This is a genomic window from Geothermobacter hydrogeniphilus (genome assembly GCF_002898515.1).
Taxonomy (GTDB): Bacteria; Desulfobacterota; Desulfuromonadia; order Desulfuromonadales; family Geothermobacteraceae; genus Geothermobacter_A.
The window spans coordinates 1-24124 of the sequence record NZ_PPFX01000014.1 but is presented as its reverse complement, the minus strand read 5'-3'; the positions used below and the strand labels follow the sequence as shown (position 1 = coordinate 24124).

18 protein-coding genes are annotated in these 24124 nt (G+C 58.6%); 7 read left to right on the top strand and 11 right to left on the bottom strand.

Features of this window, described 5'->3' with window-relative positions:
• The first annotated feature begins 416 nt into the window (after nucleotides 1-416).
• A complete protein-coding gene (locus C2E25_RS07785; RefSeq protein WP_103115196.1) occupies nucleotides 417-3212 on the top strand; it encodes an Rne/Rng family ribonuclease in 2796 nt (931 codons plus the stop codon).
• Between the two features lie 34 nt (nucleotides 3213-3246).
• Here C2E25_RS07785 and C2E25_RS07780 read toward each other — a convergent pair whose 3' ends face one another.
• The 8 genes from C2E25_RS07780 to C2E25_RS07745 all read right to left on the bottom strand — a co-directional run bounded on the left by C2E25_RS07780 (nucleotide 3247) and on the right by C2E25_RS07745 (nucleotide 12450).
• Nucleotides 3247-4809, bottom strand: coding sequence for a GGDEF domain-containing protein (locus tag C2E25_RS07780; protein ID WP_103115195.1), 1563 nt, complete (start codon nucleotides 4807-4809; stop codon nucleotides 3247-3249).
• Nucleotides 4810-5066: 257 nt separating this feature from the next.
• Complete coding sequence (locus tag C2E25_RS07775) at nucleotides 5067-5732, bottom strand: Smr/MutS family protein (protein WP_103115194.1); 666 nt, start codon at nucleotides 5730-5732, stop codon at nucleotides 5067-5069.
• A 1-nt stretch (nucleotide 5733) separates the two neighbouring features.
• Nucleotides 5734-6459 carry a hypothetical protein gene (locus C2E25_RS07770; protein WP_103115193.1) on the bottom strand — a complete coding sequence of 242 codons (726 nt, stop codon included), beginning with the start codon at nucleotides 6457-6459 and terminating at the stop codon, nucleotides 5734-5736.
• 130 nt (nucleotides 6460-6589) lie between these two features.
• Nucleotides 6590-7345, bottom strand: coding sequence for a hypothetical protein (locus C2E25_RS07765; protein ID WP_103115192.1), 756 nt, complete (start codon nucleotides 7343-7345; stop codon nucleotides 6590-6592).
• Between the two features lie 10 nt (nucleotides 7346-7355).
• On the bottom strand, nucleotides 7356-9047 hold the full coding sequence (locus C2E25_RS07760) for a LysM peptidoglycan-binding domain-containing protein (protein ID WP_233189374.1): 1692 nt from the start codon (nucleotides 9045-9047) through the stop codon (nucleotides 7356-7358).
• A 49-nt stretch (nucleotides 9048-9096) separates the two neighbouring features.
• Nucleotides 9097-10740: a GTPase HflX gene (hflX, locus tag C2E25_RS07755; protein WP_103115191.1), complete on the bottom strand. Its 1644-nt coding sequence runs from the start codon at nucleotides 10738-10740 to the stop codon at nucleotides 9097-9099.
• 78 nt (nucleotides 10741-10818) lie between these two features.
• Nucleotides 10819-11586 carry an enoyl-ACP reductase FabI gene (gene fabI / locus C2E25_RS07750; protein ID WP_103115190.1) on the bottom strand — a complete coding sequence of 256 codons (768 nt, stop codon included), beginning with the start codon at nucleotides 11584-11586 and terminating at the stop codon, nucleotides 10819-10821.
• Between the two features lie 72 nt (nucleotides 11587-11658).
• Nucleotides 11659-12450, bottom strand: a complete 792-nt coding sequence (locus C2E25_RS07745; RefSeq protein WP_103115189.1) for a DsbC family protein — start codon at nucleotides 12448-12450, stop codon at nucleotides 11659-11661.
• A 161-nt stretch (nucleotides 12451-12611) separates the two neighbouring features.
• Between C2E25_RS07745 and C2E25_RS07740 the strand changes: the two genes are divergently transcribed.
• From C2E25_RS07740 to C2E25_RS07730, 3 genes are all read left to right on the top strand, one after another.
• Nucleotides 12612-13172 (top strand): manganese efflux pump MntP family protein, encoded by a 561-nt coding sequence (locus C2E25_RS07740; protein WP_103115188.1) that lies wholly within the window; start codon nucleotides 12612-12614, stop codon nucleotides 13170-13172.
• A 360-nt stretch (nucleotides 13173-13532) separates the two neighbouring features.
• The gene (locus tag C2E25_RS07735) at nucleotides 13533-14597 is read left to right on the top strand and encodes an ABC transporter substrate-binding protein (protein ID WP_103115187.1); all 1065 of its coding nucleotides are present in this window, start codon (nucleotides 13533-13535) and stop codon (nucleotides 14595-14597) included.
• 13 nt (nucleotides 14598-14610) lie between these two features.
• On the top strand, nucleotides 14611-16908 hold the full coding sequence (locus C2E25_RS07730; RefSeq protein ID WP_103115186.1) for a hybrid sensor histidine kinase/response regulator: 2298 nt from the start codon (nucleotides 14611-14613) through the stop codon (nucleotides 16906-16908).
• A 20-nt stretch (nucleotides 16909-16928) separates the two neighbouring features.
• Here C2E25_RS07730 and C2E25_RS07725 read toward each other — a convergent pair whose 3' ends face one another.
• The 3 genes from C2E25_RS07725 to C2E25_RS07715 form a co-directional block, all read right to left on the bottom strand.
• Nucleotides 16929-17813: a PHP domain-containing protein gene (locus C2E25_RS07725; RefSeq protein ID WP_103115185.1), complete on the bottom strand. Its 885-nt coding sequence runs from the start codon at nucleotides 17811-17813 to the stop codon at nucleotides 16929-16931.
• 74 nt (nucleotides 17814-17887) lie between these two features.
• Nucleotides 17888-20170 carry a Tex family protein gene (locus C2E25_RS07720; RefSeq protein ID WP_199177382.1) on the bottom strand — a complete coding sequence of 761 codons (2283 nt, stop codon included), beginning with the start codon at nucleotides 20168-20170 and terminating at the stop codon, nucleotides 17888-17890.
• Nucleotides 20171-20293: 123 nt separating this feature from the next.
• Nucleotides 20294-20833: a four helix bundle suffix domain-containing protein gene (locus C2E25_RS07715; RefSeq protein WP_103115184.1), complete on the bottom strand. Its 540-nt coding sequence runs from the start codon at nucleotides 20831-20833 to the stop codon at nucleotides 20294-20296.
• A gap of 684 nt (nucleotides 20834-21517) precedes the next feature.
• Between C2E25_RS07715 and C2E25_RS07705 the strand changes: the two genes are divergently transcribed.
• The 3 genes from C2E25_RS07705 (at nucleotide 21518) to C2E25_RS07695 (ending at nucleotide 24045) form a co-directional block, all read left to right on the top strand.
• Nucleotides 21518-21679: a transposase gene (locus C2E25_RS07705; RefSeq protein ID WP_199177381.1), complete on the top strand. Its 162-nt coding sequence runs from the start codon at nucleotides 21518-21520 to the stop codon at nucleotides 21677-21679.
• A 369-nt stretch (nucleotides 21680-22048) separates the two neighbouring features.
• The gene (locus C2E25_RS07700) at nucleotides 22049-22822 is read left to right on the top strand and encodes a YajG family lipoprotein (RefSeq protein WP_103115183.1); all 774 of its coding nucleotides are present in this window, start codon (nucleotides 22049-22051) and stop codon (nucleotides 22820-22822) included.
• 185 nt (nucleotides 22823-23007) lie between these two features.
• On the top strand, nucleotides 23008-24045 hold the full coding sequence (locus tag C2E25_RS07695; protein ID WP_199177380.1) for a RelA/SpoT domain-containing protein: 1038 nt from the start codon (nucleotides 23008-23010) through the stop codon (nucleotides 24043-24045).
• Nucleotides 24046-24124: the final 79 nt, after the last annotated feature.

Sequence of the window (24124 nt, the reverse complement as noted above, 5' to 3'; positions counted from 1 at the left end):
GGCCTTGACCCTCGGGAAACCTGTTACGGTCCTGATCGGCAGACGGATCGCCGGTAGCCGGGAACGATTCGGATGCGGGCATCCCGACCGGGAACAAGAATTTTCCTGCAAAACACGTGAGAATTTGCTATATTGACTGCGTCGGACGCCCTGATCCTGAATCAGTGAGCCCCTTGTCGGCGGCAAGCAATTGCACTTGCCATCCAACAGAAACTCACTGATCCAGACTGAGGGGACGGTTCGGCAAAGATCATCCCGACCGGTCGAGCCATGCTCCCGGACGGGAACATTCGCTCGTGTCCAATCGGGGATGACAGGTGAAACGACCCTGTCCGGCAGCCTCAGGGGCTGCAGCCGTCTTCGGACGGACAACCAGTTTGCGATGATCCCGCGGGGTCATCGGAAGGATTTTCATAATGATCAAGAAGATGTTGGTGAATGCCAGCAACCCGGAAGAAAACCGGGTGGCCATCGTCGAGGACGGTGTGCTGTCCGAACTCGACATCGAAATTACCGGGCGGGAACAGACCAAGGGTAATATCTACAAGGCGGCGGTGGTCCGGGTTGAAACCGGGCTGCAGGCCGCCTTCGTCGATTATGGAGCGGAACGGCTCGGTTTCCTGCAGCTCGGGGAAATCCATCCTTCTCTTTACCCCCAGCGCGACGAGCAGGAAAGCAAGTCACGCCCGCGCATCAACGAAATTCTCCATCGCGGCCAGGAAATCCTGGTGCAGATCACCAAGGAAGAACGGGGCAACAAGGGCGCGGCGCTGACGACCTTTCTCTCCCTGCCCGGCCGCTACATGGTGCTGATGCCGGATGACGATGCCCGCGGCATCTCCCGCAAAATCCCCGACGGCGCCGAGCGCAAGGCCCTGCGGGCCGCCATCTCCGACCTGGAGCTGCCGGCGAACATGGGTTACATCATCCGTACCGCAGCCATCGGCAAATCAGCGGACGAACTCAAACGCGACCTCGACTACCTGCTGCGGCTGTACGAAAATATCAGCGCCCATGCCGAAAAATGCAGCGCCCCGGCCCTGATCTACCAGGAATCGAACCTGGTGATCCGCTCCATTCGCGATTACTTCACCCGGGAAATGGACGAAGTCCTGATCGACGACCCGCAGGTCTACAACGAAGCGCGGGAATTCTTTGCCCAGGTGATGCCCGACTACCTGCGGATTGTCAAACTTCACCAGGAACAGCGGCCGATCTTTTCCAAGTACCAGATCGAAGAACAGATCGACACCATTTCCCAGAACCAGGTCAACCTCCCCTCCGGCGGATCGATCGTCATCGACCAGACCGAGGCGCTGGTCGCCATCGATGTCAACTCCGGTAAAATGGCCAGCGAGAAAGGCATCGAAGCAACCGCTTACAAAACCAACCTCGAAGCGGCCGATGAAGTAGCCCGACAGCTGCGGTTGCGCGACCTGGGCGGCCTGATCGTCATCGATTTCATCGACATGCGCGACCGCAAGCACGGACGGGAGGTCGAGAAACGTCTCAAGAACGCGCTCAGCGGGGACAAGGCCCGCGTCACCGTCGGCCGCATCAGCCAGTTCGGCCTGATGGAAATGAGCCGCCAGCGGATCAAGGCAACCCTCGCCGCGGCCGCCTGGCACACCTGCCCGCACTGCCAGGGACGGGGCAAGGTCAAGAGTACCGAAGCCCAGGCGGTGGCTATTATGCGCAAAATCCACGCCGGTGTGGCCAAGAAGCAGATCGGTCGGGTCGAGGCGGCAATCCCCTCCGAGGTCGCCGAGTACCTGCTCAACACCCGCAGGGAAGAGCTGCTGGATATGGAACGCCGCTACAACACCAGCATCTACCTCAAGGGCGAAGCGGAACTGGTCGCCGAAGAGGTCAAGCTCGAATTCATCAAGCGTGAAAAACAGGCAGCAGCCAATGGCGATGCCGCCGCCCCGGTGACCGCCGCCGCCGCGCTGGCCGAAACCGCGGCCGACGCCGAAGAGAACGAAGGTCGCCGCCGCGGGGACTCCACTGAAGAGCCTGAAGAAGAAGCGGAGGTGTCCGAAACCGGGACCGGTACAACCGAAGATGAAGGTGAAGCCGCCTCCGAAACCCCGCGCCGCCCCCGTCGGCGTCGGCGGCGGGGACGCCGCGGCGGAGCGCGCAGCGGCAGCAGAGACAACGAGCAGTCAGCAACTGAAAATGATCAGCAGCCGACCACGGAAACCGTCGACGGTGAAACAAACGGGGACGCCGACGGCCAGAAATCCGCCGAACCGGAATCGGTCGTGGAGACAGAGGAGAAACCGAGCCGGTCGCGTCGTTCCCGCTCGCGGAGAAAAAAACCGGCGGATGACGCCGGCCAGGAGACTGCGACCGGCAGCGGGGACGCTCCCACCGTGACCACCGATGACAGCACGGCGGCATCGAGGGCTGCTGCCCCGACAAAGACAACAGAGACGGAAACGACGGCGGCAACACCCAAGCGACGCCGCAGCCGTAAAAAGGCCACTGAAGAGCTGGCCGGTGGCGCGTCAGCCAAGTCGACCGAAGCCAAGTCGACCGAAGCCAAGTCGACCGAAGCCAAGTCGACCGAAGCCGAGCCGGCCGCAGCCGAGGCCCCGCCCGAACCGCCCCGGAAAAGAAGGCGCACCGCCAAAACGACCACCGGGGAGGAAAAGGAAACGCAGCCCGAACAGGCGCCGCTGGCGACCGAGGACACGGAGAGCAAACCGAAACGCCGCCGGAGCAGCCGCAAACCGGCTGCCGCGGAGGGCGACAAGGAAGCCGTTGGAGCGGAAGCCGCAACTCCCGAAGCGACGGTGGAAGAGAAACCGAAACGGCGCCGCAGCCCGCGCAAGAAAGAAACAACGACCGAAACCAAATCGGAAGCCGCCCCGCCCGCAACCGAAGCCGAAAACGAGCCAGCAAAGCCCAAACGCCGCCCCCCCCGTAAAAAGGCGGCGGAAACGACCGTCACGGAAGATTCCACGACTGTCGAAGAGCCGAAAAAACGTCGCCCGGCCGCGCAAAAAAAGACCGTGGAACAACCGGCCACGGCTGACAAGGCCGCCGCCGAAACCCCGACCAAACCGAAACGGAAACCCGCGACACGCAAAAAAGCCGCCCCGGCCCCATCAGAACCGGCAGCGGCCGACACCCCGGCTGCCGAAACGGAGAAACCGAAACCACGCCGCCGCGCGACAAAGAAAAAGACCGAACCGGACCAGAACTGAGTTCAACGCCGCAGATGCGCGCGTATCGACCGCCCTATCTCTTAAGCCGTTTCAGCCACCCGGTCTTCTTCGCCACATACCTCTCCACCCGGTTGCGTCCGCCCTCTTTGGCGGCGTAGAGAGCGGTGTCAGCCTGCTCGATCAGCAGATTCCTGCCGGCGTTCACATCAACCGGGTCATAAGCGGCAACCCCGAAACTGGCTGTCACCGAATATCGCTCTCCGCCATTGTCGAATTCATGCCCGGCGGTCGCCTGGCGCAGCTTTTCCGCCACCACCAGCGCCTCGTCGGCATCGGTTTCCGGCAGGATGACAATGAACTCCTCGCCCCCGTAGCGCGCCAGCAGGTCATAATCCCGCAACTGTTCTCCCCAGATCCGGCAGGCCTCCTTAAGGACGAAATCACCCGCCTGGTGACCGTAGAAGTCATTGATGTTCTTGAACTTGTCCAGATCAATCATGATCAGGCTGAGGCCCCGCCCGGTGCGTGCCGAGCGATTCATCTCCTTGTCCAGGCTCTCCTGGAAATAGCGATGATTGAAGATCCCTGTCAGCCCGTCGAGATTGGCGATCTGTTCCAGGTAACGGTTTTTTTCCTCCAGTTCCGCGTTCAGGCGTTCCAGTTCGAGCTTGGCTTCGACCAGCTCCCGGTTGACCTGCTCGTAGGACATGTTGAGCGTGGCCAACTCAATATTCGCCCGTTGCAGGATTTCCGGAACCGATGGCGTTCCGGCAATCTTGAGACCGAAATAATCGGCCGCCCGGCTGACCTCGCGATTGACATTTTCAAAAACCTGGTCGACCACGCCGGACTTCAGCCCGAGCCGTTTTTTCGCCTCTCTGCGAAATCGGTCGGCATATTCAAGCGGGTGACCTGAGTAGAGAATATTGGCCACCAGCCCGGCCAGATAGGCGACCACCACGACCTTCTCCATCTCCCGGTTTCCGCCCTGGTAGGAGGACGGGTCATGATGGTAGAGGATCGGCTGCACCAGGGTCTCCGGAAACTGCCAGTGGCGCGCGGCATGACAGCCGACAAAGGAGTGGTCAGCACCCAGTTCCCGTTCCTCAAGGACGAACAGTTCCTCCGCCTCGGTCTCACATTTCCGCAACACGGCATCGTACTGTTCGGGAAAGGCCTTGGCCAGGATCAGGACCCCGATATTTTCCAGCAGGCAGACGGTAAAGACCTCCTCCGGGTCAACATCGGTCTCAACTTCCTCGACCAGCATCCTGGCCGCCACGGCAGTCGCCAGGGATTGTTCCCAGAAACGCTGGTAATCGAACCCGGTCCGCCGCCGCGCATGTTCGGCATCGAGAAAAGAGAAAGATAGAACCAGGCTGCGCACCGCGTTGGTGCCGAGAATCGCGACCGCCTGCTGGATGGTTCTGACCTCGTTGGGAAAACTGTAGAAAGCCGAATTGACAACCTTGAGCAGCTTGGCGGAGAGGGAGACATCCTGGGCCACCAGGCTGCTGATCTGGCAGATGGTCGTCTCCTCGCGACCGGTGATTTCGATCAACTTGGAGGCAACGCTGGAAAGTGTGGGCAGGGCTCCCGCGTCCATGACGCCCTGCATAATCTGATCCCGGGTCATTGCAATACTCCTGGCCGTCTGACTGAGAATCAGTCAATCCCGCGCGACAAAAAAAGCCGCACATCAACATATCGGCCGGAGAAACGAAAATCTCTAGGAGTCTGTCGGACTATCCGGGCTGAAGCGAAAATTTGGCTGATTGAGGTCCGATTTTAGCTCATTTGAGGGCAATAGCCGTAGCTATTGATCGAAAAGGAGCTGAAATATGGGCCAATCAGACGGATTTGCAGCCAGTCCATGGATAGTCCGACAGCCTCCTAGGGAGAAGGAGGGGTGCGCAGAAAAAGAATCAGCGCCCCCTGCCCTCCCTGGTTGTGGGGCGCCCGCCCCCACTCGACGACCTCCGGGAAGGACTCCCGCTTCAGCAGCTGCTCGATGGCGTCGCGCAGCACCGGTCCGTCAGGCGAATGGAGGCCGCGGCCGGTGATCACCCGCACCGTGGTCCACCCCTGGTAGCGGGCATCGACAAGAAAGTGGCGAAATGCTTCTTCCGCCCGGGCGCGGCTCAGACCGTGCAGATCGAGATCCCGCTCGACGCGCAACCGGCCGCGCTGCAGCTGCTTCATGCGCCGGGGAACGGCGGCCGGTTCTTCTTCCTCCGGCCGTTCATCGGTGAAGCGCACATCAAGTTGTCCGAGGGCGGCGAGAAACTCGTCCTCGTCCGATGCGGGTGATCGCGGAACGGTCACCGGCGGGTCCTCCACAGGCTCAACCGACCGATGAGACCGGTCCTCGTCATCAGAGAACCTGGTGACACCGAGGGACTCCATGGCCGAAGCGAAATCCTCCTCCGCTTCCGCCGCTTCCGGCGGTGCCGGTTTCAACAGGGCCGCCGGTGTCTTCGCCGGCGACGGAACAGAAAGCCCCTTCAGTTTCTTGAAGGGGCTGTTGTTGAAATCTTTTTTCGACTTGCGGGAGGCCATTTCAACGGCGGACGATCTTCCGGCGTCCCTGCATCGCCCGGGTCTGCTGCTTGATGATCGCGCCCTGCTTTTCGAGATGAAACTGCAGCCACATATCGCCGTACTGTTTCATCTTCATCTTTTTGCCGGCGCGGAGCAGCTCCAGGTTGCCCTGCAGCGCCTCCTTGTTGGAAACCTTCTTGAGTCCCTTCTCCAGGACCTTGATCGCCTGGTCCCGCCTGCCGACCCGGTCCAGGCAGTAGGCATAGAGATTCCAGAGCATATCCTCCTTCTTGGTTCCGGCGATCGCCTTGTCGAAGGTGGCGATCATCTTCTCGGTCTGTTTCTTGCGCATCTGGCAGATGGCCAGCATGCCCATGCCGACCCAGTGGCGGAAAAACCCCTTCTCAAGATACTCGTAAGCCTTGGCGAAATCACGTTTCAGGTAGTAGATGGTGCCGATCTGGGAGTTGACCTGCTGTTTGACGTAGAACTGCCAGGCACCGTACTTGTAGGCCTGCTCCAGGGTCTTGACCGCTTTTTCGGCCCGGTTGCCCTGGATGTCGCGCTGGGCCTGTTCCATGATGACCCCGACCTTCTTCATCACCACGCGCAACAGGACAAAATAAACGACGGCAAACACCCCCAGGCTGATGAGGATGGCAACCCAGATTTCGAACCCGGCCCCGTGCTGCAGGGCAAGGGAGGTTGCGGCACTGCAGGCCGCGGCAATAAGGACACTTAACATCTTGACTGGACTTCCTTTCAAATGGGATGGCCCGCGTCCGGAATTCCAACCGGGACCGAGCCGTCAAAGGCAAGCGAGTTTAGCAACCCGACCGCCAAAAGTCAAAGGCCGCGGGGGGCGGGGCCGCCCCTCAGGCCGGCAATTCGAGGTGTTCAACAATACGATCAATGCCCAGCCGGTCCAGGTCGTCGGGCAGGCGGTCGTTGCGCAGAAACTGGCTGTTGCCGCCCTGCAGCAGGGGAATCTCGCTCTGGCTGCTTTCGAGGGTGAAGACCTCACCACAGGCGGGTCGGCAGGGCCGGTCGTGGCGGGGAGAGCGGAAAGGACAGTTTCGGCTGGAAGTGACCAGCACATAAGGTTGGTGCAGGCTGCCGCGCAACTGCCGCGGCAAAGGCGCGATTCCCTGCAGCAGGTTGTCGAGTTCAACCCGCCCGATACCCGCCTCCCGCAGGAAGGCGACCGCTTCGCTGCTATACCAGCTGCCGCGCTGGAAATAGTCCCGTTCGGCGGGAGAGAGGTCGAAATCGAGAATCCGCGGGCCGCGTTTCTGCCCCGACAGGGCACGACCGCAGACCCGCGGCAGATGGGGAAGAAACTCCCCGGCGAGAGCAAGCATGCCAAGGTCTGAAATCAGCAGTTCATCACCGGCGTCAAAAACATCAACCAGCCCCTTCAACAGACTGCGGGCAGCAGGAAGCCAGGACTGGTAAAGAACCGGGGTGACCAGGGTCAGGGCGATGGATTGCCGGCGGCAGAAAGCGACCGCGTGCAGAACCTGGTCGCGTGACGGCATCCGCCAGCAGCAGAACTCGGCCCCGAAATAGAGGCGATCAATTCCCGGAGGCAGGGAATCCGGCACCCGGCAGGTCAGCAGCGCCCGTTCCATCCCGCTCCTTTCAGCCGGCGGGAACCAGCAGGGTCAGCTTGTCCCCCGGGTGGAGAATATGGTCGGCGGCAAGATTGTTCCAGGCAAGGATCTGGCGTGTCGGCACATCGTAGCGGCGACCAATGGTCCACAGGGAATCTCCGGCACGTACCCGGTAGACGATTCTCTTCAGCGGTCCCCGGTGCTTCTTCAGGCGCTTCCCGCCGGCCCCCTTGCTGGAGACCACCAGGGTCTGCCCGGGGTGAATCAGGTTGCTCCAGCCGAGCCGGTTCCAGACCCGCAGCTCTTTCTGGGTGACGTTGAATTTCTTCGCGATGCTCCACAGGCTGTCGCCGTTACGCACCTTGTAGGAACGACGGTAGGAGCGCACGTAATCATCGCGCAGTTCGTCCAGCGGACGACGGGTGTACCCCTTCTTGAGCGGCAGGATCAGATCGCTGCCGATCTTGAGGGCGCGCGGATTGCGGATCGCGTTGAGGGCGATGATGTCGTTGACCCGGACATGGTGACGTTTGGAGAGGCTGAGCAGGGTGTCGCCCGGCTTGACACGGTGGCGCAGATACTTGACCCGTTCGGCCGGATCGAGGGCGGCATAGGCGTCGACAAATCGCCGGTAGCTCCCCTTCGGCAGGCGGACCAGGTAGCCGCGTTCACCGGGTGGCGTCGACCAGCGTTTCAGTTCCGGATTGAGTTGTTTAATGGTCCGGTAGTCGCTGCCGGCCAGTTTGGCGATGACCTCCAGGTCGGTGGCTGACGGCAGGGCCACTTCGTCGTAAACCAGCGGTTGCTGCAATGCAACCGTATCGAAACCGTATTTGCCTGGCTGTTTGCTGATCAGCAGCACCGCCAGCAGCTTCGGCACATAGTTGCGGGTTTCCGGCTGGAGAAAATTCCCGCGCGAAATATCCCAGAAGTCAGTGCTCTTGTATTTCCTGACGGCACGACTGATCTTTCCGCCGCCGGCATTGTAGGCGGCTACCGCCAGGTACCAGTTGCCGTCAAAACGGTCGCGCAGATCGGCAAGGAAACGGGCGGCGGCGTAAGTCGATTTTTCGAAATCGCGCCGTTCATCCCGCCACCAGTCGGTTTTGAGGCCGTAGTGACTGCCGGTTTTCTCGATAAACTGCCAGGGCCCGACGGCATTGGCCCAACTGTAGGCCCTTTCATTGAACCCGGACTCGACCATCGCCAGGTAGGCGAGATCGCGCGGCAGGCCCTGTTCGGCAAAAATGGCACGCATCCTCGGCAGGTAACGCCCCGAGCGGGCGAGCCAGCGGACAAAACCCTTGCGACCACCGTGAGTGTAATAATCGATGAAATATTTGACTTTAGCGTTTTCCACCACCGGAAAATCGAACAGTTCGCCCGACGCGGGGGTGGTCAAACCCTCATTTTCCGGGGGATGCTGATCAAACCCGGTGAGCAGCAGGGTATCGGCCAGGGTCTCGAGGTCAAACGTGGACGACGGTTCTTCGCTCTCCAGCAATGCCCGGTCGGCGAGGACAAAATCGCCGGGCAGCAACGACATTCTGTCCCGCGCCGCTTCCAGTGACGAGATGTCACAGGTTTGACGCGCCTCTGCCGCCGCTCCCCCGGAAACCGCAGCAGCGGCGGCCTTCACCTCCGGAGACGGCGCGGAAAGCCGGGCACCGCAGCCGCCGAGAAGGATCAGAGAAAAAACAAAAAGTATGCGAACCACCATGAAAAACTCCTGCAAGTCGGCCCGAACCTAAACAAAAAACCTTTTTGTGTCAAGTATTTCGAGCTTCTTCCGGCCAGAAGCGCCGCTCCAGCTCCGCCAGCAGGGGGTCGAAACTGCGGCGCTGCAGAGCACTGATCGGCAGGGCCTCGAACCGTCGACAGAGGGGTTGCAGTTCCTCCTCGGGGACCTGGTCGATCTTGTTGAAGACCAGCAGCCGGGGAAGATGCTGCAGATCAAGATCCTGCAAAATCTTTTCCACGGCACTGATATGGGATTCGAACTGCGGGTTGGAAAGATCCACCAGGTGCAGAATCAGGTCGGCATCCTCCAGTTCTTCAAGGGTCGCGCGAAAGGCTCCGAGCAGACTCTTCGGCAGCTGGCGGATGAAACCGACGGTATCGGTAATGATCACTTCGCGATCACTGGGGAAACGCAGGCGGCGGCTGGCGGTGTCGAGAGTGGCGAAAAGCAGATCCTCGGTGAAGGTCGCGCTCTGGGTCAGGGCGTTGAGCAGGGTCGACTTGCCGGCGTTGGTATAGCCGACGATGGAAATGACCGGGACTCCGGCGCGAACCCGCCGCTGACGGCGCTGGCGGCGGCCGCGAGTCAGCTCCTGCAATTGTTTCTCCAAACGGCGGATGCGATCACGGGTCCGGCGGCGGTCGATTTCCAGCTTGGTCTCCCCCGGTCCGCGACCGCCGATCCCCCCCATCAACCGGGAGAAGGCCGTCCCCCGGCCGGTCAGGCGCGGCAGGATATATTTCAGCTGTGCCAGCTCGACCTGCACCTTGCCGTCACGGGTGTGGGCGCGGCGGGCGAAGATGTCGAGAATCAGCTGACTGCGATCAATAACTTTGAGGTCGGTGATGGCGGCGATGGCTCCAACCTGAGCCGGCGCCAGGTCATGATCGAAAATCAGCATGGTGGCCCGCTGCTGCAGGGCGCGGATCACCACCTCCTTGAGCTTCCCCTCCCCCATCAGGTAGCGGGGATGAATCCGGTGGGGCCGCTGCACGACCCGGTCGAGCACCTGGACATCGGCGGTTCGCGCCAGCTCGGCCAGCTCGGCCAGGGATTCCTCGACCTGGCGCGGTTTGCCGCCATTGACCGAGATCAGGATGGCGCGTTCCCGACCGTCATCGAGATCGACGGTGGCGGCAAGATCCCGCTCCAGTTCATCATCAAGGGCGTGGATAAAGGCGTCAAAAACAAGATCAAGCTGGTAGAAGTCGGCAAAGGAAAGCCGCTCACACGTGGTTCCGGCCGGGTTGGTCGGCAGCAGGTGGGCGACTTCGGTCCGTCCCGGCAGGCCCTGATCGTCGACACCGACGGCCACCATCAGGTCAAGACGCAGCAACGAGAGATCGTTGATATCATCCTGGGAAAGGGGTTCCTGCCTGAGATGGGTGTGGATGCAGCGCAGTCCGCGCAGACCGCTGCGCCCCAGGCCGTAGCCGGAGAGGTCGGGGATGACGATTTCCCGGTCGTCACCGAGGATGACATGCTGGATCAGGCCGCGCCGGTCGACGATGATGCCGATCTGCCGGCGCAGCTCGAAAGAGAGTTCGGTCAGGTAGCGGGCCAGTTCGGTGGTGACCACCTCCCCGCCCGGAATCCGGCGCCGGTAGATCCGCTCCAAGGCCTGGATCCGGCTCGCTTTGAGCCCGGTGGTAACACCGTGGATCACCGCCATCGCGGCACCCCGGAAACGCCCGAAACGAAAAGGGGCCCGTTGCCGGACCCCGAATTCGCGCGCAAGCGAATCGCCATGTCAGCGGGCGGAAATATTGAAGCCGCCATCGACGTAGTGGATTTCGCCGGTAACGCCGCTGGCGAGATCAGAAAGCAGGTAGAGGGTCGCCTTGCCGACTTCATCCTGGGTGATCAGGCGCTGCAGCGGCGAGCGTTCCTCCATGATATGCAGCTTCTGCTTGAAATTGCCGACGCCCGAAGCCGCCAGGGTCTTGATCGGTCCCGCGGAAACGGCGTTGACGCGAATCTTCTTCTCACCCAGTTCGGTGGCCAGGTAACGGACCGATGATTCGAGAGCCGCCTTGGCCACTCCCATGACATTGTATTCGGGGACCGCCATGACCGCGCCGAGATAGGTCATGGTGACCACGCTGCCCCCTTCTTTCATCAACGGGATGGCATAGCGGGTCATCGGGATCAGTGAGTAGGCGCTGATGTCGAGGGCCAGGTGAAAACCATCGCGACGGGTCTGGGAGAAGGGGTTCTTCAGGTCCTCGCGATTGGCGAAGGCGACCGCGTGGACCACGAAATCGATCTGTCCCCAGCGTTTTTCCAGTTCAGTGAAAACCGCGGCGATATCCTCATCCGAAGCGACATCGCAGGGTAGAATGATCTCCGAACCGAGGCTTTCGGCCAGCGGCCGGACTCGCCTTTCCAGCGCCTCGTTGAGATAGGTGAAGGCGATCTCGGCTCCCGCCTCGTGCAGTTGCCGGGCAACCCCCCAGGCAATACTTTTGTCGTTGGCCACGCCGAAAATGACGCCGCGTTTGCCGGACATCAATCCCATGGTATCGATACCTCCTTGCAGGTGAAAAACTGCCTTTTAACAGATGTCCCGGATAAAGGCAAGAGAACAGGCTCAATCCTGCTCCGCGGCAGCCTTCGAGCCCAGCATCTTCAACAGAACCGCCGCCGGTTTTGCTCCCGGACTGACAGTCCCGTCGGGCAGGATCATGGTCGGGGTGGAGTTGATACCGAGCTCCTTCACCAGTTTCAGATTAGCATCGACGGCCGCTGCGGCTTCACACTCGGCCGACGGGATTTCCTCCTCGGCGAAAACCTTGTCGAGCAGGGCAATATCCTTCTTGCAGACCAGGGTCTTGGCCAACCCGTAGGCATCGGGATGCATCTTCAGGGGGAAAAACTTGATCAGGAAGGCGATATTCGGATCGAGCTTGACCACTTTCTTCAATTCACCGTGCAACCGCTTGCAGTAGGGACAGCGCGGGTCGGTGAAGACGATCACCCGGGTGGCCGCCATCGGATTGCCGAGCAGCAGGGCGTCATCCAGCGGTATCCGGCTGACATCGACCTTGGGCCGTTCTTTTTCCTGTGCCGCCGCGGTAATGTTCGTCTTGTCCTTCAGGCGGATGATGTTGCCGGCGATCAGGTATTTTTTTGAAAAGTCGAGATAGAGAGGAAAGGTCTGTCCGTTCCTTTCCACCTCCACCAGCCAGACGCCCGGCATCTCGGCGAATTCGACCTTGACCACCTTGTCGACCCCGCCCTCCAGCAGCCTGGTCGCTTCGGGGATATCGAGGCTGTGGCAGTCACTGCACTCACCGGCACCACAGCCCCCGCCCTCGGCCATGAACGCCGCGGCCGGAGACGTCAGAAACAACAGGCACAGCAATGTCAGCAGTAGGTTCATCAGGTCAGCTCCTGTTCATTCGGTTCTGTCAGCGGGCTTGCAAAGCGGTTCATAATAAACTGCCGTCCCGCTTGTGGCAAGAGTATCGTCACGGGATCGGCGCGGGATTGACCCGTCCTCCGGGGAGTGTTTAAATGCCGCTTCCGCCGCAGGAGACCCGCATGGACCTGATCACTCTCTTCGGCCTTGCCCTGGCGCTGGCAATGGACGCTTTCGCCGTGGCGCTGGCCAGCTCATTGAGTCTGCCGACACTGACCGGCCGCCACCTGTTCCGGCTCGGCTGGCATTTCGGCCTTTTCCAGGCGCTGATGCCGGTCATCGGCTGGCTGGCGGGTCTGGCGATACAGCGGTGGATCGTCGCGGTCGATCACTGGATCGCCTTCGGCCTGCTCACTTTCATCGGCGGCCGCATGCTGTGGGAAGCCCTTCACCATGACGGGGAGGAGGTCCGCGGCGACCCGACCCGCGGCTGGACGATGGTGATGCTGTCGGTTGCCACCAGCATCGACGCCCTGGCGGTCGGACTGACCCTGGCGATGCTCGGTGTCTCGATCTGGTTCCCGGCCCTGGTCATCGGCCTGGTGGCCGGAATCCTGACCGTGGTCGGCATGTTGCTCGGCCGGCGTCTCGGCGACCGCTGGGGGCAACCGGTGGAAATCATCGGCGGCCTGGTGCTGATCGGCATCGGCCTGAAGATCCTCATCGAACACCTGACCAGCTGAAAGCTCATCTCTTTCGGCATATCGTCCCTCCAAGACAAAATTCCACCTGAATCAGTGAGTACCTGTTGGATGGAGAGTGCAAGTACTTGGTCTGAATGAGGTTTCCAATAATCTGAAGCGCACCCATAGGTTCGCTGGTGATTTTTGGGAAGCTCAGGCAGATCCATGACTTTGTGCTATCCGCCGACAAGGGGCTCACTGATTCAGGTTCCAGCCACGACATCCAGCAACCTCCCCTGCCTACCGTTTAATAAAAAATAATTTTACAATCCATGCCACAGATCTAAACAATCCTGTTATTCTTCCGATAAGGAGCAGACAACATACTGTTTTTAAAAATTAATTTATTTCGGAGTGCCAATGAAACGGGGTTTCTTTTTTGCGGTTATCGTGTTTGTTCTCTGTGTCTCCGTCAATGTCTCGGCAACCGGAGCCAACAACCCCGCACGACTCTTTCTGGTGGCAAGCTACGACTGTGACAACGTCTGCGGCGCTCCCCAGGAAACCGGGGCGCTGAACGAGCTTCGCGACAGTGGCTGGATTGAAGGTGAAAACCTGATCCTCGGCCGATTCTACATGCAGACCAAAAGCCGCTACACATCCCCGGATGAAATTCATCAAAGAGGCTTGGCGGCCCTTGAGAAAATTCGTCAATTCAATCCCGATATCGTTCTCACGTTCGATGACAATGCGTTCCGGGAAGTCGGTCTGGCCCTGGCCGGGGGCCCGGTCCCCGTGGTCTTTTCCGGCCTGAACGGCCAACCGGAAGATTACAACCGGATGCGTCGTTTCATGACGTCGCGCCAGCATCCGGAGGGCAATATCACCGGCGTTTATGAAAAATTGTATCTCAAACACTCCCTTGAAGTCCTGGCGGCGGCCTTTCCGGGGCTGCGGGGCGGCAAGGTGGTCGGCATCACGGATGATTCTCCCACCGGAAAAGCACTCAGCAAACAATTCCGGATAGAACTCGGTCAAGCTCGTCAAATTGCCGGCCTGCAATGGGAAGAACGTCAGGTAAAAACCTTCGGCGAGTACCAGAACCTGATCCGGCAACTCAACGAGAACCCTGAAGTGGTCGCCATCTATCCGGTTGCCGTGCGGCTTCCCACCGCCGACGGAACCACCCGCACCGCCAGACAGATTTTTCCCTGGACCATCGCCCACAGCACCAAGCCGGAGATGGCACTCAATTACTACTTCTCCAAACTCGGCCTGTTCGGTGGAGCCGCTGTTGATTTTCGCAAAATGGGCGCCGTCGCCGGACGCCAGGTCGGCTGGATTCTTGAAGGACGCCGCGCAGGTGACCTGGCCATCGTTGATGCCCCGGATTACGCCATTGTCTTCAACCTCACCCGCGCCAAAGAATTGGGGCTGCAGATACCAATGCCGCTACTGACCGCTGCTGACCATATCTACCGTTAAAAAATACGAATTCATGAATTTTCTCACCCGACTCCATTTCCGACAGAAACTGACACTGCTGATTTCGATCGCACTCATTGTACCGTTGTTGGCATCCGTCCTGTTATTCGACGGCATGATCAACCGGCAGCTCAACCATAACTTCAGTCAGCGACTCGAAGCCGACCTGGGAGCCTTGACATTGCTGCAGAAGCACCTGCGCAACAGTCTCGAGCAAGGGGTCGCCGGTCTGGCCAATGACAATACCCTGCAGATCACCAGCGACCTCAAGATCCTTCCGCAGCTGCAAAATTACCTGCAACGCCAAAGCCGGGCGCTGGACATTTCGGCCCTGCAGGTTTTCACCCCGTCAGGTCATCTTCTGGCGGCAACCGCGAAACTGCCGCAAAGCTGCTTTGATGCCCCGGGAACTCACCTGCTTACCGAAGGTCAGGGAGCCGTTCTGTGCACCCGGTCGACTATCCAGCGGGGAGAAAAACTGATCGGCTATATCGTCGGCGGCGAGCGACTGACCCTGGAGACCATCGGGCACCATGCCCCGACCAGCCTGTTCGACAATTTCCTTTTGACACTTGACGGCCGGGTCTTTCTCAGCAACCTGGAAAGCCCGCCGGACAACATCTTCTCCGAACTGTCCTCGACGGAAAAAGATGCCACCATCACTCTGTCCGGGACCGGGTATCGATCCCTCAGCCGCTGCGTCGACAATGAAGAGCATCAGCTGTGTACTTCAGTGCTGCTGCCGCTCAAACCCCTGCAACACAGTTTCTGGCGTACCGGCATGCAGATCACGGGGCTGGCCCTGCTCCTCTACCTGATCCTGCTGACGATTCTGCAACGCCTGATCAAGGGACTCACCGGGCCGATCCATCGTCTGACAAGGGCCGCGTCCCTGCTTGAAAAGGGGAGCGAGCAAGAGTTGAAGCTCGACTTGAACCGAGCGGATGAATTCGGACTGCTCAACCGGACCTTCGCTCACATGGCCAGAACCCAGCGGAACCATACCCGTGAACTGGAAGCCCGGGTCGCCCAGCGAACCGCGGAACTGCAGAAAACGAACGACGCCCTGCGTCACGACATCCTGGCCCGGCAAAAGACGGAACGCGAAAAAGCTCAGCTTGAGGCGCAACTGCGCCAGACTCAGAAGATGGAGGCCCTTGGCGCCATGGCCGGAGGTATCGCCCACGATTTCAACAACATCCTGATGCCGATCATCTGCTTTGCCGATCTGGCCCATATGCGCCTGGCAGAGGATCATGAGACCCGTCCCCTGCTGGAAGAAATCCTCAAAGCCGGCAACCGCGCCAAGGATCTGGTCGGGCAGATCCTGGCTTTCAGCCGTCAGGACAAACAGAAACGGCAACCGGTCAACCTGGCCGAGTCGGTCAGCGAGGCCATGAAACTGGTCAGGGCCTCAACACCGGCGGGTATCGATATCTGCATGAATATCGACGCTTCGAATCTCTGGGTCGAAGCCAACGCCACCCAACTGCACCAGTTGATTCTCAATCTCTGCACCAACGCCGTCCAGGCCATGGGCGACAAAGGGCGCCTTGAAATCCGAGTGAAACAGGACGAGAGTGCGCAGGCCGTACTCAAGGTCAGCGACAACGGGCCAGGGATCCCGGCCGATATCCTTGAGCATATTTTTGAACCATTCTTCACGACAAAAGAGGCCGGCCAAGGAACGGGAATAGGGCTGGCCATGGTACACGGAATCGTCCGAAACCATCACGGAACCCTGAATGTCCAAAGTTCCCCCGATAACGGCACAACGTTCGAGGTCCGCTTTCCCTGCTGCGATTTTGACAATCTCCCGCTGGAGGAAACCACTGGCGAACTGCCCGGCGGCAAGGAACGGATTCTGGTGGTTGACGATGAGCCCGCCATTCTCCTGGCCTGGCAGACCCTGCTGGAAGACCTCGGTTACCGGGTGACGACGGCCGAGAAACCGGAAACCGCCCTGAAGGAAGCGATGAAAGAAATTTTCAGCTTTGACCTGCTGATAACCGACCAGAACATGCCGGGAATGAGCGGTTCTGAACTGGCCCTGGCGATCCGCGATCTCAACCCCACCCTCCCGGTCATCATCTGCACCGGATACAGCGAAAGCTGTTCGCCTGAAGATGCTCATCATCTCGGCTTCGACCACTACCTGCATAAACCCTGCAGATCACAGGAATTGGCCGGGGCGGTACGCCAGGTGCTCGATCGCCGAGAGGGAAGCGGAAATGACTCTCAGCCGACCCGGACACAGAATACCGACAAGGATGTTTCGTCACCGACCCTGTGGGATGCCGTGGGACACTGACCCGGATTCCAGACGCCGTATCACCGGCAGGTACAACCCGCCGATTCAAGCTTACACCGCAGTTCCGCAAGGCAATCGTAGGGTACATTCAGCGAACCGAGGCGTGCCCCGGCGGCATCCTGTTCGGAGTCGCCGTTGCCGTGATCGTCGGAGCCGCCGGTCACCAGCAGGCCCCGCCGGCGGGTTTCGGTGAGATACCAGAAGGTCTCCTCGACTCCGGCGCCGCCGTTGTAAACCTCGACCCCGTCGAGACCTTTCGGCTGCAGGTCGTCGAGAATGCGGCGGAAAGTCTCACGACCTCCAGGAATGTAGGGGGGATGGGCCAGCACCGCGACCCCGCCGGCATCGTGAATCAGGTCGATCGCCTCGGCAACCGGGAAGAAGCGTTTCTGGATATTGCAGCTGACCAGGTAGTTCTTGAACGCCTCTTCCATGGTCTTGACATGCCCCGCCTCCAGCAGCGCCCGGGCGATATGCGGGCGGCCGAAGGTGCCGCCGGCCAGTTGCCGCACCCGCTCGAAAGAAATCGGCGTCCGTCCCTGCTCCGCCAGTCTGTCGTTCACCCGCTCGACGATCCGTTCGTTGCGCCCGGCGCGGAAATCACGGAATTCGGCCAGGCTGGCGGTCAGCCGCGGGTGGTGATGATCGAAGCCGTAACCGAGCAGATGCACATCCTGCAGATCCTCCCAGATGACCGACAACTCGACCCCGGAGATCACCTCGACCCCCAGCCGCTCACCGGTCGCCAGCGCCGCGTCGATGCCGTCGACATTGTCATGGTCGGCCAGGGCGATGGCCGCCACCCCGCGCTCGGCCGCCAGCGTCACCACCTCTTCCGGGGTCATCAGGCCGTCGGAACAGGTGGAATGGAGGTGAAGGTCGACGGTTTTGTCAGCTGCGGACATAGGCACTTTCCTTTCGTGGCGACATTATACCCTACCTGGCAAGGCAGGTCTGCCGAATCTTCCAGCCTTCCAGCCTACTTTTTCACTCGAAACCCCGCCTTCTCGAAAGCGGCCTGCAATCCATCAGGAGATTTTTCCCTGCGCTTTCGCTGCGGGCGATTTCCGCCCCCACCCTGCGGAGCCGGCTGGGTCTGCTTGATCGACAGGCCGATGCGCTTGCGGGCGCCATCCACACTGAGCACCTTCACTTTCACCTGCTGACCGACCTTGACCACCTCGGCCGGGTCGCGGACGAAGCGGTGTGCCAACTCCGAAACATGGACCAGGCCATCCTGGTGCACGCCGATATCGACAAAGGCGCCGAAAGCGGCGACATTGGTCACCGTGCCGTCGAGAGTCATTCCTTCCCTGAGGTCTGAAATCTCCCGCACATCGTCACGGAAGCGCGGCGGCTCGAATTTCTCGCGCGGATCGCGCCCCGGCTTCTGCAACTCCGCCAGAATGTCCCGCAGGGTCGGCAGCCCGACCTCGGCGCTGACGTAGCGCTGCAGATCGATATTCGCGGTACGCCGCGGATCGGCACAGAGTTCGGCAACGGAGCAGCCGAGATCCGCAGCCATCCGCTCCACCAGCGCGTAGCGCTCCGGGTGTACCGCCGTGTTGTCAAGCGGATGGATGCTTTCCGGCAGGCGCAGGAATCCGGCCGCCAGCTCGAAGGCCCTCGGACCGAAGCGCGACACTTCAAGCAGCGCCCCGCGACTGGCGAAGGGACCGTTGACGTCACGATGGGCGACGATGTTGCGGGCCAGGTTCTCGCCGAGGCCGGAGACGTAGCTGAGCAGCCGCCAGGAGGCGGTATTGAGATTGACCCCGACCCAGTTGACCGCCGACTCGACGGTGGCGTCGAGACTGCGCTGCAGGGCGTTCTGGTTGACGTCGTGCTGGTACTGGCCGACGCCGATGCTTTTCGGGTCGATCTTCACCAGCTCGGCCAGTGGGTCCTGCAACCGGCGGGCGATGGAGACGGCGCCGCGCACCGTCAGGTCGAGATCGGGAAATTCGTCGCGGGCGATCTCGCTGGCCGAGTAGACACTGGCCCCGGCCTCGTTGACCAGCACCACCGGCAGCTCAATGCCGGCCTCCCCCAGGGTCTGACGGGCAAACTGCTCCATCTCGCGCCCGGCGGTGCCGTTGCCGACCGCCAGCAGTTCGATGGCGTGGTCGCGAACCATCTCCACCAGGATCGCGCGGGCCTGCTCGACCTTCTGTGCGCCACCGGTATGCGGATAAATGGTGGCATGAGCCAGGAAACGACCGGTGGCATCAACCGCCGCCAGCTTGGAGCCGGTGCGCAGCCCGGGGTCGATGCCGAGGGTCCGCTTCGGCCCGGCCGCCGGCTGCAGCAGCAGGTTCTTCAGGTTTTCAGCAAACACCTCGATGGCCGCCGCGTCGGCCGCCTGCTTGGCCTCCAGCCGCAGGTCGACCTCGATGGCCGGCGCCAGCAGCCGGGCGTAGGCGTCCCGAACGATGTCACGCAGCAGCTCGGCAAACGGCCCTCCACCATGAATGACCCGTTTTTCGATCAACGCCCGGATTTCCTCCTCCGGAGCGGCCAGGGACAGGCGCAGCCAGTCTTCCTTTTCGCCGCGACGCATGGCCAACAGCCGGTGCGAAGGGATGGATTTTAACGGCTCGCGGTAATCGTAGTACATCTCGTACTTGCTCACCTGCCCTTCCCTGTCCCGTGCGACCTTCGAGACCATCTCCCCCTTCTCCCAGGTCAGGCGCCTGACCTGGGCGCGGATCTCGGCGTCCTCGGCAATCCGCTCGGCGAGGATATGTCCGGCACCGGCCAGCGCCGCGGCGGTATCGGCGACCTCCCTGCCGGCGTCGACGAAGGGAGCGGCGATCTCGTCCAGGCTCCCCGGCAGGGGCTGCTGCGCCCAGATGATCTCCGCCAGCGGCTCCAGTCCCCGTTCGCGGGCAATCATCGCCTTGGTCCGGCGCCGGGGCCGGTAGGGCAGATAGAGATCCTCCAGTTCGGTCTTCTGCCGGCAGGCGCGGATCTTCGCCTCCAGCTCGGCGGTCAGCTTCTGCTGGTCGGCGATGCTCTTCAGCACCGTCTCGCGACGTTCTTCCAGCTCCAGCAGGTAGTTCCAGCGCTCCTCGATGGCGCGGATCTGCACCTCATCCAGCTCGCCGGTCGCCTCCTTGCGGTAGCGGGCAATAAACGGCACCGTCGCCCCCTCCCCAAGCAGCTCCACGGTTCGCGCCACTCCGCCCGCAGGCAGTGAGGTCTCTTCAATCAGCCAGGAAAGCAGCAGTTTCCGCTGCGGTTCGGTCAGTTCAATGGCCATGTTTCCTCCAGTGGTTCGGTTGTTGCGAAGGCGCGGATTTTAGCACAGGCGGGAAGAGCCGGGATAAAGATATTTCAGCCTGCGGAGTTCTGATCTGCCAGCCCGAACGGGCCGGCGGATGGGTTATGACTTCTGCCTGCGTTTTGCGCTGCGCACACGATAGAGGCGTTCGGAAAAGCCCCCTTCGTTCTCAAAATCCAGGGCCAGGCGCTTCACCTGGCGATCGAGAAGGTAACAGGCCAGATTCAGCAACGAAAGAGCGGCGTTCGCGGCCAGGCAGGCAGAAGAGAGGGACCCGCACGGACGTGCAGCGACGTTCACGGACCCGGCAAGGCCCGACCGCTCCGGGACAGTCCGTGTCTCCCTGTCCAGCCTCCGTGTCAGTCCCTGTTCGTCCAGGAATCTTTTCCGCTCCGCGGCAACCCAGGCCTGAACCTCTTTCAGGGTTTGCGGCTTCAGAGCCTTGAAGCGCATCAGCGCAGGGTGCTGCGGTTCCAGCATGGGCAATTTCCGCTGTCGCAGAAAATCCTCATAGTCGAGCTTCAGCTCTTCCAGGCTCGCCCGGGCCACCTGTGTCAGCTTGAGTTCGGTCTTCTTCGATGTGGCCGAAGCCTGCGAACCCTCCGCGATGTTCTGTACCCCGCTGCGCGCCGCCTGAACCATCTGATCTTTCGTCCGGCTGAAACGGTCTATAACCTGAAGCAGGGGGCTTATTACCGGCGAATAGCACAAGTCATTGACCTGCCTGCGCTTCCCAAAAATCACCGGCGAACCTAAGGGTGCGCCTCAGATTTTTGAAAAGCGCATTCAGGCCAAGCACCTGCACTCTTCATCCGGCATAAACCCACTGATTCAGGTGTACTTGTCGCAGAACCGGACCGTCACGTCGTAGACCAGTTGCGCCACCTGGAAGCTTTTCAGATTGCGGTATCCACCATGTCGCGGGATCAGTCCAGACATCAGCCCCCCCTCCTTTGAGCAAATGTGTTCCGTACCCTCCAGGAGGGTGGGCAGCAAATCGTCTTTGCAGCAACCCTCCCGATATGAGCAGACCGCCGGATGCCAATATGCCCATCCGCAGGCGGTCGTCCAGCCAGCTGTGCAAGATGGCTGCCCAACTCTCGCCAGTCTTGGCGTTAAAAATATCTTAATACCACGTTCATGGGTGATTGACAGACCCTGAGAATTTTTCTATCCTGGCAAACAGTGTTCTACGACAGTCGAGGTATCCAGGGAGGGGGATATCCAACACACCATCCTGACCGATCCGCCAACCGGCGTCTCCTTTCCCTTGTTTGCCACTTAGTTCCACCCATCGTCATAGGTTTGTTTTTAATACATTCCGTTTTGTCCGATATGCGAGAGGTCAACATCAAGGTTTGCCACATCACCGACGCCATCGGCATCAAGAGATTCAGCCTGCGGGGCAAGAAGAAGGTCAACGGCCAGTGGCAGATGATGACCATGTTGCACAACATGACAAAGATTCACCGATTTGGGATGATTTAAGGCAAAAAAGAGAAAAAAGGGAGCCAAATCGGCTGATAAACGGTAGAATCTCCGACAATTCACACTGAGGAGACGGTTATCGCCTGAACAGGTCACACCTGACGGGCGGATTTCGGAAAGAAAAAAATCAATCAGGCAAACGGGGATTGCTCTTGTGGGAGGGTTTTTCTACGGGCTCGTTCGCTTCTTAAGTAAACAAGGACTATTTCGAACCGCTCTGAGGGAAAGTTTGCCAGCGGGGTTAGCTTTCCATAGATATCTACTTTATTCCTGCAAAGGAGGGGCACGGGAAAAAATGAATGTTGACTCGGGTAAATGCACAAGTACGTGTGGTGTCCCAAAATTACGAATATATATTAGGAGGGGAGTATGACAATTCGGTATGTTTTCCAGGTATTACTAATCTCTTCGTTGCTTTGTTTGACTGGATGTGCTTTGACATCAGAGAGAGTTTCAATTAATTACAAGCCGATTAGTTCATCGAAATTAATAAAAGGCGCAGATAAAGTAACTGTAGAATTAGAAATTACTGACAATCGAGACGATAAAACAAGAATAAGTTGCAAGAAAAACGCTTTTGGGAATGAATTGGCCCCGATAAGGACGACAGAGAGTGTTACTCAAACCATCGCCAATGCTATTAAAAATGAATTGAAGGCGAGAGGGTTCAAGTATGGGAATAATCCAAATGTATTTATTAAAGGAGATTTAACACGATTCTACAATAATTTCCAACCTGGTTTTTTTGCGTGTGATGCATTTGCAGATTTTAATATTGGAATATCAGTGTACTCTAAAACAGGACTGAAAATATATACAAGACAAATTGTTGCGCATGGCACTCTGAAAAATATCCAACTTATGACAGGCGAAAATGCAAAAGAAGCATTAGATAATGCGTTGCAGGACGGTATTACTCAATTGTTTAATGATCAATCATTCATTGATTCCCTGATAAACAATAATATAGCAGCTAACTCAGCCCCCCCACATACTGGTGGGATCTCACAAAAAGCATCGTCTGGTGGTTCTGCAGATGAAACACTCAATAAAATAGTTGAGTTAAAAAAAATGCTAGATTCTGGATATATTACACAGCTAGAATATGAAAAGAAAAAGGCAGAGCTATTGGATAAATTCTAATTTTATTTAAAAAATGGAAAATGAGGACGAATTTATTTTCGGTTAAAATGGAACAGCAGATAGCGACAACTTAATCAACGCGGACGGAAAATACTTCTGCAAAATTTTGAAAAATGCGGTGGGTCACGCAAGTTCGCGTCGCCGCCGGTTATCATGAACCGTTCGGCGTACATGAAGAGGTTGCATTGAGTAATACAGTAAACGACAAATTCCCAGGGGGGTCTAAGTCCAGAGTAAACCGGGCAGGAAATGCTGTGCGAGAGAACTCCGCAAATATCGAAGACTATTTTGTTATTGAAGAGTGGAGAGCAGCACATCGTGCTGTTTTGAATACGTTTCAGGCTATATTACGTAACCGTACTCGTGGTACTGATATTACGGTTGCACAAAGGCATAAGAGACAATCTACTATTTTCGACAAATTATCGCGTTTCCCTGAAATGCAGCTTGCAAGAATGGATGATGTTGCAGGATGCCGCTTAATCTTTAGAGATATTGAATCCCTAAATAGATTCCGGGGGAATTTCCATAAAGCACGGTTTCATCATAAGAGAAAGAATGATCCGGATAAATATAACTATATAGCTAACCCAAAAAGCACAGGATACCGAGGAATACACGACGTCTATTCATACGATGTCAACTCTATGGCAGGAAAACATCTAAAAGGACTTCTGGTTGAAATTCAATATCGAACAGAAGTTCAGCATGCATGGGCTACTGCAGTAGAAGTAATAGGGTTTATTACTGAGAACCAGCCCAAGTTTGAGCAAGGCGATGATCGCTATAATCATGCTATGGCACTTGCTTCAGAAATCCTAGCTAGAGCATATGAAGACAAAAAAGGTCCTTTTTCGGAAAAATCGGATATCGAGGTTGTTAAAGAATTTCTTGATATTGATGCGAAATTGAACCTATTGAACATGCTAAGAGGATTAAACACAGCAAGCACTGAAGTTAGTGCAAATCGAAACTCTATCCTTATTTTTCACGAGTCGAGCGAACTTGAAGTTCGGACATTCCGTAGCGCAACTGAAGCACTTGCCGCACTATTTGAGTTAGAAAAAGAACTTCCTGGCACTGACATCGTATTAGTAAAAGCAGATACCTCAGAGGAAGTTAGATTTGCATTCAAAAACTATTTCTCTGATGCCACGGATTTTATTCGTTTGGTTGAGGATGGGTGTGAAAAACTGGCTCGTCAGCAGAATCTGTGGAGATAATCAGGTTCCGGCAACTTGCCAAGCTCGTGATATAGGGCGATTTGCAGGCATTTGAGGGTTCGAAACCCGTAGGCTTTTC

Excerpts from the sequence above, each read along its gene's own strand:
- C2E25_RS07785 (WP_103115196.1), top strand. The coding sequence starts at position 417 with ATGATCAAGAAGATGTTGGTGAATGCCAGCAACCCGGAAGAAAACCGG.
- C2E25_RS07780 (WP_103115195.1), bottom strand. The coding sequence starts at position 4,809 with ATGACCCGGGATCAGATTATGCAGGGCGTCATGGACGCGGGAGCCCTG.
- C2E25_RS07775 (WP_103115194.1), bottom strand. The coding sequence starts at position 5,732 with ATGGCCTCCCGCAAGTCGAAAAAAGATTTCAACAACAGCCCCTTCAAG.
- C2E25_RS07770 (WP_103115193.1), bottom strand. The coding sequence starts at position 6,459 with ATGTTAAGTGTCCTTATTGCCGCGGCCTGCAGTGCCGCAACCTCCCTT.
- C2E25_RS07765 (WP_103115192.1), bottom strand. The coding sequence starts at position 7,345 with ATGGAACGGGCGCTGCTGACCTGCCGGGTGCCGGATTCCCTGCCTCCG.
- C2E25_RS07760 (WP_233189374.1), bottom strand. The coding sequence starts at position 9,047 with ATGGTGGTTCGCATACTTTTTGTTTTTTCTCTGATCCTTCTCGGCGGC.
- hflX (WP_103115191.1), bottom strand. The coding sequence starts at position 10,740 with ATGGCGGTGATCCACGGTGTTACCACCGGGCTCAAAGCGAGCCGGATC.
- fabI (WP_103115190.1), bottom strand. The coding sequence starts at position 11,586 with ATGGGATTGATGTCCGGCAAACGCGGCGTCATTTTCGGCGTGGCCAAC.
- C2E25_RS07745 (WP_103115189.1), bottom strand. The coding sequence starts at position 12,450 with ATGAACCTACTGCTGACATTGCTGTGCCTGTTGTTTCTGACGTCTCCG.
- C2E25_RS07740 (WP_103115188.1), top strand. The coding sequence starts at position 12,612 with ATGGACCTGATCACTCTCTTCGGCCTTGCCCTGGCGCTGGCAATGGAC.
- C2E25_RS07735 (WP_103115187.1), top strand. The coding sequence starts at position 13,533 with ATGAAACGGGGTTTCTTTTTTGCGGTTATCGTGTTTGTTCTCTGTGTC.
- C2E25_RS07730 (WP_103115186.1), top strand. The coding sequence starts at position 14,611 with ATGAATTTTCTCACCCGACTCCATTTCCGACAGAAACTGACACTGCTG.
- C2E25_RS07725 (WP_103115185.1), bottom strand. The coding sequence starts at position 17,813 with ATGTCCGCAGCTGACAAAACCGTCGACCTTCACCTCCATTCCACCTGT.
- C2E25_RS07720 (WP_199177382.1), bottom strand. The coding sequence starts at position 20,170 with ATGGCCATTGAACTGACCGAACCGCAGCGGAAACTGCTGCTTTCCTGG.
- C2E25_RS07715 (WP_103115184.1), bottom strand. The coding sequence starts at position 20,833 with ATGGTTCAGGCGGCGCGCAGCGGGGTACAGAACATCGCGGAGGGTTCG.
- C2E25_RS07700 (WP_103115183.1), top strand. The coding sequence starts at position 22,049 with ATGACAATTCGGTATGTTTTCCAGGTATTACTAATCTCTTCGTTGCTT.